We start from the raw sequence: 14,246 nt of genomic DNA, 5'->3' as shown, positions 1-14,246 counted from the left end.
GCCTTCAGGAATGTGGGGCTACAGCTTTTCCGTATCACCCGACTTCGGCTGCCACTTCATCAGCCGCCGCTCGCCGATCCCGACGATGGCGTCGAGAATCAGCGCGAACGCGGTCAACACCAGAATCCCGGCGAACACCGTGTTGATATCGAAGGTGCCTTCGGCTTGCAGAATCAGGTAGCCGACGCCGCGCGCCGAGCCAAGATATTCCCCCACCACCGAACCGACGAACGCTAGGCCCACGGACGTGTGCAGGCTCGAAAACACCCAACTCATCGCACTTGGCAGGTAGACAAAGCGCAGCAACTGTTTGCGATTCGCGCCGAGCATGCGCGCGTTGGCAAGCACGACCGGGCTCACTTCCTTCACGCCCTGGTAGACGTTGAAGAACACGATAAAGAACACCAGCGTGACGCCCAGCGCCACCTTCGACCAGATGCCGAGGCCAAACCACACGCCGAAGATCGGCGCGAGAATCACGCGCGGCATCGAGTTGGCGGCCTTGATGTACGGATCGAACAGCGCGCTCGCGAGCGGCGACAGTGCAAGCCACAGACCGACGCCAAGCCCGAGCGCGGTGCCTAGCACGAACGCGAGCACCGTTTCGACCAGCGTGATCCACAGGTGCAGATAGATTTCGCCGCCCGTGAACCACTCCCAGATGCGCTGCAGCACCTTCTGCGGCTCGCCGAAGAAGAACGCGGCCTTGTTCGGGTCGTCGAAATAGAACGCCGGCAGCAAGGTCGGACTGGTCAGCACGTACCACAGTACGAAGCACAGCACGAGCAGCAGCCACTGCCAGATCACCAGGTTCGCCCGATTCGGGCGCAACGTCTTCCACATGACTCGGTTTGCCTTAGACGATTGATCGACGCCAATACAGGACGCAACAAACAGGACTTAACTACGGATATCCGTACGTGCCGCCACTGCGTAACGCAAGTAAACAACGCAACTACGCACCCCGCTTAAACGGCCGTGAGTTGCTGCTGATAACCCTTGAGCACTTCATCGCGCAGCACGCTCCAGATCTGTGCATGCAACTCGACGAAACGCGGATGCGCACGAATTTCGGCGACGTCGCGCGGACGCGGCAGGTCGATTGTGAATTCACCGATCGGATGCGTGCCCGGCCCCGCCGACAGCACCACCACGCGGTCGGACATCGAGATCGCTTCGTCGAGATCGTGCGTGATGAACAGCACCGCTTTGCGTTTGGCGGCCCACAGGTCGAGCAATTCGTTTTCCATCAGCTGGCGCGTCTGGATATCGAGCGCGGAAAACGGCTCGTCCATCAGGATGATGTCCGGATCGAGAATCAACGTCTGCGCCATCGCGACGCGCTTGCGCATGCCGCCCGACAGTTGATGCGGGTAGCGGTCGCCGAAACCGCCGAGGCCCACGCGTTTCAACCACTCGTCGGCTTTGCTGCGCGCTTCGGCCGGCGGCACGCCGTGAAATGAGAGCCCCGCCATCACGTTGTCGATAGCCGAGCGCCACGGCATCAGCGCGTCGGCCTGGAACATATAACCGGCGCGCCGGTTGATGCCCTTGAGGGGTTCGCCGAACGCACTGACCGTTCCCGACGACGGCTCCAGCAAACCCGCGCCGACGTTCAGCAAAGTGGATTTGCCGCAACCGGTCGGGCCGACCACCGAGACGAATTCGCCCGGCGCGATGCGCAAGGTCGTGTCCTTGACCGCTGTATAGCGCTGCGCGCGGTTGTCGCGCGCAGCAAAGGTGCAGGTGATGTTGTCGAGCGCCAGGGCGGCAACGGTCATCGTTCGACTCGCTTCGAAGATCGATTTCGGTTTGTCACGTCGTCATGACGACGGTGGTCGAGGCGAATGCGGCACGCGCCGTCCTTCGCCCCATACTGACTGACAGCACTCAGGCCTTGACCGTGGTCAGCGCTTTCTTGACGAAGTCGTTGGTCCACGTCTTCGACAGATCGATCGGTTTGCCCTGCACGTTCGGGTCGAACGCCTGCAGGGTTTTCAGCGACGTGGCCGGGCCATCGGCGGGCATCAGACCGTCCGGCGACATGGCCTCCTTCACGTGCTGCCACGCGTCCAGATACACCGCACGGTCGCCGAGCAGGTAGCCTTCCGGCACGGTATTGATCAGCTCGCTGCCGGTCGCCGTCTGCAGCCACTTGAGTGCGCGCACCATCGCATTGGTCAGCGCCTGCGTGGTGTTCGGATTCTTCGTGATGAAGCTTTGCGACGCGTACAGACACCCGGCCGGCATGTCGCCACCGAACACGCTGCGCGTATCGGCCAACGTGCGTGTATCCGACACAACGCGAATCTCGCCGGTGCGTTCGAGCTTGGTCATCACCGGGTCGAGATTGGCGATGGCGTCGATCTGGCCCGACTGCAGCGCGGCAATCGCGCCAGCCCCTGCGCCCACGCCGATAAACGAAACGTCTTTCGCGGTCAGTCCGGCTTTCGCCAGCACGAAACTCGCCATGATCGAGGTCGACGAACCCGGCGCGGTCACGCCGATTTTCTTGCCTTTCAGATCGGCGATCGACTTGTAGTTCGGCATCGCCTTCTTCGACACAGCTAGCACGATCTGCGGGGCGCGCCCTTGCAGCACGAATTCGCGGAACGCCTGCTTTTGCGCCTGCAACAGCAAGGTGTGTTCGAACGCGCCGGAGACTACATCCGCACTGCCGCCCACAGCTGCCTTCAGCGCTTGCGAGCCGCCGGCGAAATCCGAGATTTCGACTTCGAGCCCTTCGTCCTTGAAATAATTGCGGCGCTCGGCAATCGTGAGCGGCAAGTAATAGAACAGGTTCTTGCCGCCGACGGCGATCGCCACCTTGGTGGTTTCGGGCTTGCCCTGTGCGAAAGCGAACGGCGTGGCGACGAACGTGGCGCCCGCGAGCGCCGCGCTGCCGGCGAGGAAGGTTCTGCGTTGCATGGTCTCTAGTCTCCGAACTTTTGTTGTCTTTTTGCCGCGCGCTCACTCACACAATCTGTTGCGCATGCAACCTTGCAATGTGGTCAGAATCATAACCCAGTGATTGAAGGACTTCATCGGTATGTTCACCCAGTTCCGGGCCTAACCAGCGTGTCTCGCCGGGGGTTTCCGAGAGTTTCGGCGTCACCGACGGCAGCGTGATCTCCTGACCGTCCTGCCATTTGAAGCGCTGGATCATCTGGCGCGCCATGTATTGCGGATCGGTGAACATGTCCGCGACGCTGTAAATCCGGCCGACCGGCACGTCGGCGGCGTTCAGCACGGCGAGCGCTTCGTCGATGGTGCGCGTGGCGAGCCACGCGGCGATCGCGCCGTCGATTTCCTGGGTACGCGGCACGCGGCCGTCGTTGTGCGCGAGCGCTGGATCGTTCGCCAGATCTTCGCGTTCGATAGCGATCATCAGGCGCTTGAAGATCGGGTCGCTATTGCCGCCGATCACAATGCTGCCGTCGCGGCACGGATAGGTGTTCGACGGCACGATCCCCGGCAGCGATGCGCCGGTGCGCTCGCGCACCATGCCGTACACGCCGTACTCCGGCACCACGCTCTCCATCATGTTGAAAACCGCTTCGTACAGTGCGACGTCGACCACCTGCCCTTTGCCGCCATTCACCTGCTTGTGATGCAGCGCCATCAACGCGCCGATCACGCCGTGCAGCGCGGCAATCGAATCGCCGATCGAAATGCCGATGCGCGGCGGCGGCAAATCCGGATAGCCGGTGATATGGCGCAAGCCGCCCATGGATTCGGCGATCGCGCCGAATCCGGGCCGGTCGCGATAGGGCCCGGTCTGGCCGTAGCCGGACAGACGCACCATCACGAGCCCGGGGTTCTCCGCTGAGAGGACGTCATAACCGAGGCCGAGCTTCTCCAGCAGACCCGGTCGGAAATTCTCGACGACGATGTCAGCTTCTTTCGCCAGACGCCGCACGATTTCCTTGCCCTCTTCGGCTTTCAGATTGATCGTGACGGATTTCTTGTTGCGCGCCTGAACGGCCCACCAAAGCGACGTGCCGCCGACTTCCGGATAAAGCTTGCGCCATTTGCGCAACGGGTCGCCGCCTTTAGGATCTTCGATCTTGATGACGTCGGCGCCGAACTCGCCGAGAAAGCGCGCGGCGAACGGGCCGGCGATCAGCGTGCCGAGCTCGAGTACCTTGACGCCGGCGAGCGGGCCTTTCGGCGTGGCGGTGGCGTTGGGATCGGGATTGACGCTCATGTGTCTCCTCTGTGTTCTGTGCTTGCCTTGGCGCAGCGCGGCTGGAAGCGTTGCGGAGCGGTCCCGCCCGGCGCGCTCAGGAATTGCAGGCGCCGCGGCATGGCGCTGCCGGTCACGTCGTGCTACATCGAGCGGCGGTCGAGCATCGCGCGGGCAATCGTGCCGGCGTCGACATACTCGAGTTCGCCGCCCACCGGTACGCCGCGCGCGAGGCGCGTCACGGCAAGACCGCGCGCCTTGAGAGTCTGCCCGAGGTAATGCGCGGTGGCCTCGCCTTCGTTCGTGAAATTGGTTGCGAGCACGACTTCCTTGACGATGCCATCCGACGCGCGCTTGACCAGGCGGTCGAAATGGATCTCCTTCGGACCGATGCCGTCGAGTGGACTGAGCCGCCCCATCAGCACGAAATAGAGGCCGCGATAGGTCATCGTCTGTTCGAGCATGATCTGGTCGGCGGGCGTCTCGACGACGCACAACAACGCGGGATCGCGCTCCTCATCGAGGCAGACCTCGCAGATCTGCGCTTCGGTAAATGTGTTGCACTTCTCGCAGTGCTGCAGATGTTCAGTCGCGAACAGCAACGAACGGCCGAGTTTTTCGGCGCCGTCACGATCGTGCTGCATCAGGTGATACGCCATGCGTTGAGCGGATTTGGGCCCGACACCGGGGAGCACGCGCAGCGCTTCGACGAGCGCCGACAAGGCGGAAGGTTGTTTCATGCGGATCGGCGGTGTCGAAGTGGGTGTTGCCCGGTATGGCCCGGTGTGCGGGTGGCGATGCGGTTGTTTCTGGTTGCTGCTATCAGCTCGACGACCGAGCTGAACTGCTCCGATGCAGACTTGCGCGCACCGGGAGCTGCGAACTGAGCAGGTATTTGAACGAGCCCGGCTCGCGTATTCAACTCATGCCGCGCTCAAAGCCGCGGCATGAGCCCATTCTTGCAGCGACGCCGCTCAGAACGGCAGCTTGAAGCCCGGCGGCAGCGGCAGACCCGAGGTCATACCGCCCATCTTTTCCTGAGCGGTGGCTTCGGCCTTGCGCACGGCGTCATTGAACGCAGCGGCGACCAGGTCTTCCAGCATGTCCTTGTCGTCGGCGAGCAGGCTCGGATCGATCGATACGCGGCGCACGTCGTTCTTGCAGGTCATCGTCACCTTGACGAGACCGGCGCCCGACTGTCCTTCGACTTCGATCAATGCAAGCTGCTCCTGCATCTTCTTCATGTTTTCCTGCATCTGCTGGGCCTGCTTCATCAGCCCGGCGAGTTGGCCTTTCATCATGGACATGCTCCTTCTTGAAAGCGTGAAATCCGAAAAATCGGGTGCGCCGCACGGCGCGGCGAATCAGTGAGCGGGCGGCGCGCCGTTCGGGCCGGCGTCCCGCGTAATCGGGCGAATCGAGCCGGGCACGATGCTCGCGCCGAACTCGCGAATCAGCGACTGCACGAACGGATCGGCGCCGATTTCGCGCTCCGCTTCCTGCTGGCGCTGGGCGCGCATGGCGGCGTCGTGCGCGGCCGCGGTGCGGCGCGCCGGGCCGACTTCGACCAGGACGTCGACGTTCTGGCCGAGCTTTTCCGCAAGCGCAACTTTCAGTTTAGCGACCTGCGAGGCTTCCGCGTACTGCGGCACCGGCACGTTCAGTTTCAGCGTGCTGCCTTCGAGCGCCATCAGTTCGCTGTTGAACGCGAGCTGATACGAAATGCCCTTGAGCGGCAGGTCGACGGCGAGCGCGGGCCAGTCGCCCTGAAAACCCAGCGGATCGAGCGGCACGGCGGGCGGCAACGGCCGCTTGTCGACTACGGGTGCGGGGGCCGACGCAGGCGTGGCGTTCACGCGGACGTCGTCGGGTCCGCTGTCGAACACCGGCATGTAGTTGTCGTCCGGCAGGCCGTAATAGCCTTCGTCCGCTGCCGTGAGCGGCATGTATTCATCGGGCGGCATGTCGTCCCACGGTGCGCTCGACGAGCCGTTCTGCTCCTGGGCTTGCGGCGACGGCGCACGTGCGGCCGGAGCGGCGTCCTGTTGCGGCGCGCGGCGCGGGGCGCCCGGTGTCGGCACATTGACGACCACGCGGGGTGCGACGGCCTTCGGCGTGGCTGGGGCTGCTGCGGGTTTGGCGGTGGAAGCTGCTGCTGTAGCGCGGCCACGGTCGGATGACACCTTCAGGCCCGCGCTGCGCAATACGTTGAGCGCGTCGCTCGCACCACCTGCGCGGCGCGGCGGGATGTCGGCTGCGGGCGGCAATTCTTGCGATGCTCTCGCGGGTGCGGCCTCTTCTGCCCGCGCGGACGCGGCTGCGGCCGGAGCAGTGAGCGGAGACGCGGGCGCCGATTCCTGAGGCGCGGCGGCAGCAGGGGTTTCGTTCCAGGCTGGCTCGGTGGGCACGTCGTCCCATGGTGCCAAGGCCGGTGCAGCTGCTGCTTTCGTTGCTGCGGTCGATTCGGCCACTTCGGTCGCCGTCACAGCCGCTACTTTTGTTGCTGCGATTATTTCCATCGCTTCGGCCGCCGGTGCCGGGGACATCGCTTCGGGCATCGGTGCCGCTTGGGGCAAGCTCGTGTCCATAGGTGCAGGTGCCGAATCGCTCAAAACCGGTTCGGCGGACGCTTCTTCCTGCCACGGCGCTAAAGCCGGCGCGGCGGTGACGTCAGGCGCCGTGCTCGCTTCGCTAGAAGCTGGCGAGGACGCAGACTTGGAAACAATCGGCGCTTCACCAATAGCTGGTTTCGGCGCGTCAACACTTTCAGCAGGTTCCGCCGACGCTACGTGCTGCGAATCCGGCATCGCAGGCTTCGCTTCCGCCACGGGATTTGCCGAACGCACCGGTACGGCGGCGGCCGCGTCAACCGCACGCGACGACGCCATCGCCTGTTGCGCAGCGACTGCCGGCGAGCCGGTACGTTTAGCGCCACCCGCCCCGGCCGGCCCTGCCGCTCGCGCCGCAGCCGCGCCGCCCCCACCACCGGTGGGCGCGGGCTCGAACGCCAGCATGCGCAACAGCGTCATCGTGAACCCGGCGTATTCGTCAGGCGCGAGACCCAGTTCGCTTCGGCCGATGGTCGCAATCTGATAGAACAGCTGCACCTGCTCGGCGCTCAACGCTTCCGCAAAACGACGCAGATCACCCGCTTCCGGCCACTCGTCCAACACCGACGACGGCGCAAACTGCGCCCACGCGATTCGATGCAACAGGCTCGCCAGATCCTGCAACGCCGTCGAAAACGACAGGCTGCGCAACGCCATCTCGTCCGCGACCGACAGCACGGCGGCACCGTCACCATCGGCAAGCGCGTCGAGCAAGCGAATCAGATAGCTTTGATCGAGCGCGCCGAGCATGCCGCGCACCGCTTCTTCATTCACCTGATTGGCCGAATAGGCGATCGCCTGATCGGTCAGCGAGAGCGCGTCGCGCATCGAGCCGTCGGCCGCGCGCGCGAGCAGGCGCAATGCCTGGGCGTCGAACGGCACCTTCTCTTCGCCGAGAATGTGCTCGAGATGCGACACGATGTGCCCGGCCGGCATCTGCTTCAGATTGAACTGCAGACAGCGCGACAGCACCGTGACCGGAATCTTCTGCGGATCGGTGGTAGCAAGAATGAATTTGACGTGCGAAGGCGGCTCTTCCAGCGTCTTCAACATCGCGTTGAAAGCGTGGTTGGTCAGCATGTGCACTTCGTCGATCATGTAGACCTTGAAGCGCGCGTCGACCGGCGCGTAAACCGCACGCTCCAGCAGCGCCGCCATTTCGTCGACACCGCGGTTACTCGCCGCGTCCATCTCGACATAATCGACAAAACGGCCTTCATCGATCTCGCGGCACGCGCGGCACACGCCGCACGGCGTGGAGGTCACGCCGGTTTCGCAATTCAGCGCCTTGGCAAAGATGCGCGACAGCGTGGTTTTACCGACGCCGCGGGTACCCGTAAACAGATAGGCATGATGCAGACGGCCACCGTCGAGCGCGTGCGTGAGCGCGCGCACCACGTGCTCCTGTCCGACGAGCGAAGCGAAATCCTTCGGCCGCCATTTGCGTGCGAGAACTTGATAGGTCATCCGGAAATTGTATCAGTAACGATGGCGCGCAAAACCGAATCGAGACGGCGTGCGAACGCGTGTTGCCGCTTCATTGAAACAGGCTAACGGACCGATAGAAAAAAATAGATGAAGCGCGCGAAAAATGCCACTGCGGCGTCTGGGTAACAGCGCTTGGGGTAAACAGAAAATGGGAGGTAAGGCGGAAAAATACAGAAAAAAGGAAGGTGACGAGCCTGACCCTCGGCACTGGTGGAAAACGGCTGTGGCTGCTTCGTTCCCGACCTGACCAGGTTGACCATCCCTCCATGCGAGGAGGCCCGTCACGAAACATTCTATCACCGCTTGGCCCGTCGCGCGACTGTTAATACGACCAAACCGACATCGACGCGCCGAATCACGCGCTTCGTACCATATAGACACTACCCTCGAATGACGCGTCCGGGTCACTTGAGTTTGCGCCGCCCGCCACCAGATAAGCTGCGTCGCGGTTATCAGAACGTAGCGGTGCTTCACCGGCAGCCGTTGGCCCCACTGCCCTTGATGAGTACTATCACCACCGGCAACGCATAGCGAATTAAGCTAAACTCCGGTACGGATGACCCGCAGACGCGAGCTTTCCGCGCATTCCAGAATGGGTTTTTCGACCATTTCAGGCGTGCGCAGGTAAGACTCCGATTGCGGCAAAGCGAACGGAAGTTTCCTTAGATTTTGACGTATCGTGGCGAGCAATTCAGGCGGGCCTCGAACCGATAGAGGTATTCATACAATGAGCGAATCAATCAAGCATATTAGCGACGCATCGTTCGAACAGGACGTCGTGAAATCCGATAAACCCGTGCTGCTCGATTTCTGGGCTGAATGGTGCGGTCCGTGCAAGATGATCGCGCCGATCCTCGACGAAGTCGCGAAGGATTACGCCGATCGCCTGCAAATCGCCAAGATCAATGTCGACGAACATCAATCGACGCCGGTCAAGTTCGGCGTGCGTGGCATCCCCACGCTGATCCTCTTCAAGAACGGCGCTGTCGCCGCGCAGAAGGTCGGCGCATTGTCGAAGTCGCAACTCACCGCGTTCCTCGACGGCAACCTGTAAAACTGCCGCATCGGCGCGCGTGAGGCCCTCGGGACCTTCAGGCGCGCTGCTATAGGCGTGTTGTCCGGCGACAACACGCTTAATAAGAAAGATGCCAAACCGTCGTACTGACGGAAATTGGCCTGTGCTATGCTAGAATCCGCAAAACGTCGAAAAGACGTGTAAGTCCTTGAGCGGTTCCGCTCACTCTCCTCCCAGATTTCATTTCGTCGCACCTTCTCCTGCGGGTTCTCCGTATGCATTTATCCGAGCTTAAGACTCTGCACGTGTCCGAATTGATTGAGATGGCCAATGGCCTCGAGATCGAAAGTGCAAACCGCCTGCGCAAGCAGGAATTGATGTTTGCCATTCTAAAAAAACGAGCCAAAACGGGCGACACGATCTTCGGCGACGGCACGCTCGAAGTGCTGCCGGACGGCTTCGGCTTCCTGCGTTCGCCGGAAACCTCGTATCTCGCCAGCACGGACGATATTTACATCAGCCCGTCGCAAATCCGCCGCTTCAACCTGCACACGGGCGATACGATCGAAGGCGAAGTGCGCACGCCGAAAGACGGCGAACGCTATTTCGCGCTGGTCAAGGTGGACAAGGTCAACGGCCAGCCGCCGGAAGCCTCGAAGCACAAGATCATGTTCGAAAACCTGACGCCGCTGCACCCGAACAAGGTGCTGCTGCTCGAACGTGAAATGCGTGGCGAAGAAAACGTCACGGGCCGAATCATCGACATGATCGCGCCGATCGGTAAGGGCCAGCGCGGCCTGCTGGTTGCATCGCCGAAGTCCGGTAAGACGGTGATGCTGCAGCACATCGCGCACGCCATTAAGCAAAACCATCCGGATGTCGTGCTGTTCGTGCTGTTGATCGACGAACGCCCGGAAGAAGTGACCGAAATGCAGCGTTCGGTGGCCGGCGAAGTGATCGCCTCCACGTTCGACGAACCGGCTGCGCGTCACGTGCAAGTCGCCGAAATGGTGATCGAAAAAGCCAAGCGCCTCGTCGAAATGAAGAACGACGTGGTGATTCTGCTCGACTCGATCACGCGTCTCGCACGTGCGTACAATACCGTCGTGCCGGCCTCGGGCAAGGTGCTGACGGGTGGTGTCGACGCCAACGCGCTGCAACGTCCGAAGCGCTTCTTCGGCGCGGCGCGCAATATCGAGGAAGGCGGATCGCTGACCATCATCGGTACGGCGCTGATCGAAACCGGCAGCCGCATGGACGACGTGATCTACGAAGAGTTCAAGGGCACCGGCAACATGGAAGTGCACCTGGAACGTCGCCTTGCTGAAAAGCGCGTCTATCCGTCGATCAACCTGAACAAGTCCGGCACGCGCCGTGAAGAACTGCTAATCAAGCCCGAAGTCCTGCAAAAGATCTGGGTGCTGCGCAAGTTCATTCACGACATGGACGAAGTCGAGTCGATGGAATTCCTGCTCGACAAGATTCGCCAGACGAAGAGCAACTCCGAGTTCTTCGACATGATGCGCCGTGGCGGCGGCAGCTAAGGTTTAAACCTCAAGGCTGCGCCAGAAGCAACCAACCACACCGCAAAAAAGCCGCTCGCCGCAAACGAGCGGCTTTTTTTTCGTCCGCAGCACCTGCAATGACACACAGGCACCGCGCTCATTCAAATGCTGGTGCCCCTGCCAACCTGAACGTGAACGTACACGTTGTACTATAATGCGGTCAATCCATCCAACCCGCCAACTCCCATGTCAAAGGACTCGCCCACCCTGCTGACCGTCCGAGACGCCGCGGAGCGCCTTGGCGTCACACCACGCACGCTGAAATACTACGAGGAGCGCGGCCTCGTTTCGCCTGGTCGAAGCGAAGGCCGTTACCGGCTGTACGACGAGGAAGACCTCAAGCGCTTCGGCCGCATTCTGCGTTTGCGCTCACTCGGTTTCTCGCTGCATAGCGTCACCGAGATGCTCAAACGCCCGCTAGAAGCAGTCGACGGCGGCCACCGTTACTCGCAGGAATCGCTACAGCAGATTCGTGACGCCCTCTCGCAACAGGTCAGCGCCCTCGACACGCGCATCGAAGCGATGCGTCGCGAACTCAAGGAAGCGCAGAAGCTGCGGACCGAGTTGGCGCCCGATCTCGACTATCTCGAACGCCGCCTCGCAGGAGAAAACGCCGACGTTCTGCTCGAGCAACGGCGCAACGCGCGTGCCGCGGCGGCGGCGGCGGCGGGTCCGTCCGCGAAACGCCGGAAGACGCAGGATGAAGCAGCACCCGATGCCGCAGAGCCTGACAAATCCGCATGAGCGCCACGTCTTCTCGCGTACCGTTGTTTAGCGCCGCAAAACTGCGCGGCGATTTTTTCCCGTGGGTACTGGCCGTCGTCACCGGCCTCGACTATTTCGACAACGCGATCTTTTCGTTTTTCACCAGCTACATCGCGGGCGGCATCAATGCGTCGCCAGATGAACTGGTGTGGGCGTCGAGCGCCTATGCGGTGGCGGCCGTGCTCGGCATCATGCAGCAGCAATGGTGGGTCGAGCGCTTCGGTTACCGGCGCTACGTGGCCGGCTGCATGCTGCTCTATTCAGTGGGCGCGATCGCCGCCACGCTGTGCGAGTCATCGATAGAACTCGCCTTCGCGCGCGGCTTTCAGGGCTACTTCATTGGCCCGATGATGGGCACCTGCCGCATCCTGATCCAGATGAGCTTTACGCCGCGGCAGCGACCTGCGGCGACGCGCGCTTTTCTCGTGCTGATCGTGTTGAGCAGTGCGCTTGCGCCGCTGATCGGCGGTCAACTGGTCGCGCATTTCGACTGGCGTGCGCTGTTCGCCTGCACCGCGCCGGTGGGTGTGCTGTTTGCCATCCTTGCCCTGCTCGCCCTGCCCGACACCGGCAACCGCCTCCCGGAAGAGCGCGGCGAGGCGCACTTCTGGCCTTACCTGATCTTCGCGTTCGCGCAAGGCGCGCTGCAAATCGTCATGCAACAAGTGCGGTTCCAGCTGTTCAGCGCCTCGCCCGGGCTGATTCTGCTGACGGTCGCGGGCATCGTCGCGCTCGGCTGGTTCGCGTACCAGCAATGGCACCATCCGGCGCCGCTGATGCGCCTGCACGCGCTGCGCGAAAAGGTGTTTCAGGTCGGGCTCGTACTGTACATGTTCTACTACTACATCTCGACGGTGTTCAGCTATCTGACGTCGCGCTTTCTCGAGAGCGGCCTCGGCTATCCCGTCGAGAATGCCGGGCGGCTGGTCGGCGTGACGTCGCTGATTTCGGCGAGCGCGCTGTTCGTCTACCTGCGCTACGCGAAGCTCCTGCCGCGCAAGAAGTGGATCATCGTGCCGGGCTTCGCGGTGGCCGCATTCGCCGCGGCATGGATGACGCGCATGTCGCCGGGCGTGGGCGAAGCCGCGCTGATCGTGCCGATGCTGCTGCGCGGCTTGCTGTTACTGTTCATTGTGCTGCCGGTCGCCAATCTGACGTTTAGAATCTTCGCCATTGAAGAATTCACGCACGGCTACCGGCTGAAAAACATCGTGCGGCAACTGACGATCTCATTCGCGACGGCCTCGGTGATCATCGTCGAACAACATCGGCAGGCGCTGCATCAAGCGCGCCTTGCGGAGTTCGTGAATCCGTACAATCCGTTGTTCCAGAATTCGCTCGCGGCGCTGACCCGCGGCTTGAGCGCAGCCGGCCGCTCGGCGTCCGAGGCGCATTCGCTTGCGATAGTGGAAATCAGCCGGACGGTTGCGCAGCAGGCCAGTTTTCTGGCGTCGCTGGACGGCTTCTACTTTCTGGTTGGCATCGCGATATGCGGCGGCCTGTTCGCCGCGTGGCAAAAACAGATCGACTAAGGGTTTCATCAGGCCATGCTCTCGAAACTCACCCAATGGTTCGGCACGCGCCGCCGCGACCGCGCGCTGCGCGACTACGCGATCGACGACGCGCTTTGGCAGGCCACGCTCGACGGCCTGCCGTTCCTCGCCCACCTCGAGGCGCCGGATCGCGTGCGTCTGCGCGAGCTGACCAGTCTGTTCATCGCGCAAAAAGAATTTTCGACCGCGCACGAACTCGAACTAACCGACGCCATGACCGTGGCGATCGCCGCACAAGCGTGTTTGCCAGTGCTGAATCTGAGCCTCGATCTGTATCGTGGATGGGTCGGCGTGATCGTCTATCCGGGCGAGTTCGTGATCCGCAAGACGGTCGAGGACGAAGACGGCGTGGTTCACGAGGTCGAACAGGACGCGAGCGGCGAAGCGTGGGAAGGCGGCCCCGTCATTCTCTCGTGGGAAGACGCGCAGATGACGGACGGCTCGGACGCCTACAACGTCGTGATTCACGAATTCGCGCACAAGATTGACATGCTGACCGGCGAGGCGGACGGCCACCCACCACTTATGCGCCGCTGGCACGCGCCGCTCGACACGCAAGCGTGGGCGGACGTTTTCGATCATGCCTACGACCACTTCTGCGCCAAAGTCGACGCCGTGCCGGAGCGCCGCTGGGCACGTTTCGAGCGCGATTCGCTGATCGATCCGTATGCGGCAGACCATCCATCGGAATTTTTTGCCGTTTGCAGCGAGGCGCTGTTCGTCCAGCCGCAGGCCTTCGAGGCGGAGTATCCCGAGCTATACCGCTTGCTGGCGCGGTATTACAGGCAGGATCCGGCGCGGATCGGGCTGGAATTCGCTCCGACCTGAAGCCGCCGCCGCCCAAGCGCCCGCCGGATAAGGGTTGCCGCGCCACCTACCCACTCAGTACGAACCCGCACGGCGGCACCAGAAACATGGCGGAAACGAGGCAAGCGGCTGCCAAAAAGCTGGCAGAAAGGTCGTCAAGCGACTGATTTTCTGGCATAATCGCCGTTTTTCGACCATAGGCAAGTGGCTCGCGCCTAGATGCTGTCCGCATTCGTAGCGGCTGCTCGCGGGTTGGCT

Annotated in this window: 12 protein-coding genes and 1 other RNA gene; 5 read left to right on the top strand and 8 right to left on the bottom strand. The window is 62.3% G+C overall.

The features are described 5' to 3' along the window. Nucleotides 1–18 precede the first annotated feature (18 nt). The 8 genes from M0D66_RS09630 to ffs all read right to left on the bottom strand — a co-directional run bounded on the left by M0D66_RS09630 (nt 19) and on the right by ffs (nt 8,566). Nucleotides 19–843 (bottom strand): ABC transporter permease, encoded by an 825-nt coding sequence (locus M0D66_RS09630; protein ID WP_093632649.1) that lies wholly within the window; start codon nt 841–843, stop codon nt 19–21. A 125-nt stretch (nt 844–968) separates the two neighbouring features. Then, complete coding sequence (locus tag M0D66_RS09625; RefSeq protein ID WP_266210649.1) at nt 969–1,781, bottom strand: ABC transporter ATP-binding protein; 813 nt, start codon at nt 1,779–1,781, stop codon at nt 969–971. Between the two features lie 109 nt (nt 1,782–1,890). After that, nucleotides 1,891–2,928, bottom strand: a complete 1,038-nt coding sequence (locus M0D66_RS09620) for an ABC transporter substrate-binding protein (protein ID WP_093632647.1) — start codon at nt 2,926–2,928, stop codon at nt 1,891–1,893. Between the two features lie 46 nt (nt 2,929–2,974). After that, on the bottom strand, nt 2,975–4,207 hold the full coding sequence (locus M0D66_RS09615) for a CaiB/BaiF CoA-transferase family protein (protein ID WP_093632646.1): 1,233 nt from the start codon (nt 4,205–4,207) through the stop codon (nt 2,975–2,977). A gap of 122 nt (nt 4,208–4,329) precedes the next feature. Continuing rightward, nucleotides 4,330–4,926: a recombination mediator RecR gene (gene recR / locus M0D66_RS09610; RefSeq protein WP_063496327.1), complete on the bottom strand. Its 597-nt coding sequence runs from the start codon at nt 4,924–4,926 to the stop codon at nt 4,330–4,332. Between the two features lie 234 nt (nt 4,927–5,160). Continuing rightward, entirely contained in the window at nt 5,161–5,487 is a 327-nt protein-coding gene (locus tag M0D66_RS09605; RefSeq protein WP_007182071.1) for a YbaB/EbfC family nucleoid-associated protein, read from the bottom strand. Between the two features lie 63 nt (nt 5,488–5,550). Continuing rightward, the gene (dnaX, locus tag M0D66_RS09600; protein ID WP_266210648.1) at nt 5,551–8,262 is read right to left on the bottom strand and encodes a DNA polymerase III subunit gamma/tau; all 2,712 of its coding nucleotides are present in this window, start codon (nt 8,260–8,262) and stop codon (nt 5,551–5,553) included. A 205-nt stretch (nt 8,263–8,467) separates the two neighbouring features. Next, an RNA gene (gene ffs, locus M0D66_RS09595) (signal recognition particle sRNA small type) lies at nt 8,468–8,566 on the bottom strand. A 444-nt stretch (nt 8,567–9,010) separates the two neighbouring features. Here ffs and trxA point away from each other — a divergent pair. The 5 genes from trxA (at nt 9,011) to M0D66_RS09570 (ending at nt 14,009) form a co-directional block, all read left to right on the top strand. Then, the gene (trxA, locus tag M0D66_RS09590) at nt 9,011–9,337 is read left to right on the top strand and encodes a thioredoxin TrxA (protein WP_054039468.1); all 327 of its coding nucleotides are present in this window, start codon (nt 9,011–9,013) and stop codon (nt 9,335–9,337) included. Nucleotides 9,338–9,573: 236 nt separating this feature from the next. Further along, nucleotides 9,574–10,842 carry a transcription termination factor Rho gene (gene rho, locus M0D66_RS09585; protein ID WP_006048863.1) on the top strand — a complete coding sequence of 423 codons (1,269 nt, stop codon included), beginning with the start codon at nt 9,574–9,576 and terminating at the stop codon, nt 10,840–10,842. A gap of 207 nt (nt 10,843–11,049) precedes the next feature. Further along, a complete protein-coding gene (locus M0D66_RS09580) occupies nt 11,050–11,607 on the top strand; it encodes a MerR family transcriptional regulator (RefSeq protein ID WP_266210647.1) in 558 nt (185 codons plus the stop codon). Then, nucleotides 11,604–13,160: an MFS transporter gene (locus M0D66_RS09575; protein ID WP_211701644.1), complete on the top strand. Its 1,557-nt coding sequence runs from the start codon at nt 11,604–11,606 to the stop codon at nt 13,158–13,160. Before M0D66_RS09580 ends, M0D66_RS09575 begins: the two co-directional genes overlap by 4 nt. A 15-nt stretch (nt 13,161–13,175) precedes the next feature. After that, a complete protein-coding gene (locus tag M0D66_RS09570) occupies nt 13,176–14,009 on the top strand; it encodes a M90 family metallopeptidase (protein WP_200651751.1) in 834 nt (277 codons plus the stop codon). Nucleotides 14,010–14,246: the final 237 nt, after the last annotated feature.

The organism is Paraburkholderia sp. SECH2 (assembly GCF_030464795.1).
GTDB classification, from domain to species: Bacteria; Pseudomonadota; Gammaproteobacteria; order Burkholderiales; family Burkholderiaceae; genus Paraburkholderia; species Paraburkholderia aspalathi.
Note: the sequence above shows the minus strand (reverse complement) of the source record. Positions and strands in the feature narration are given on the sequence as shown.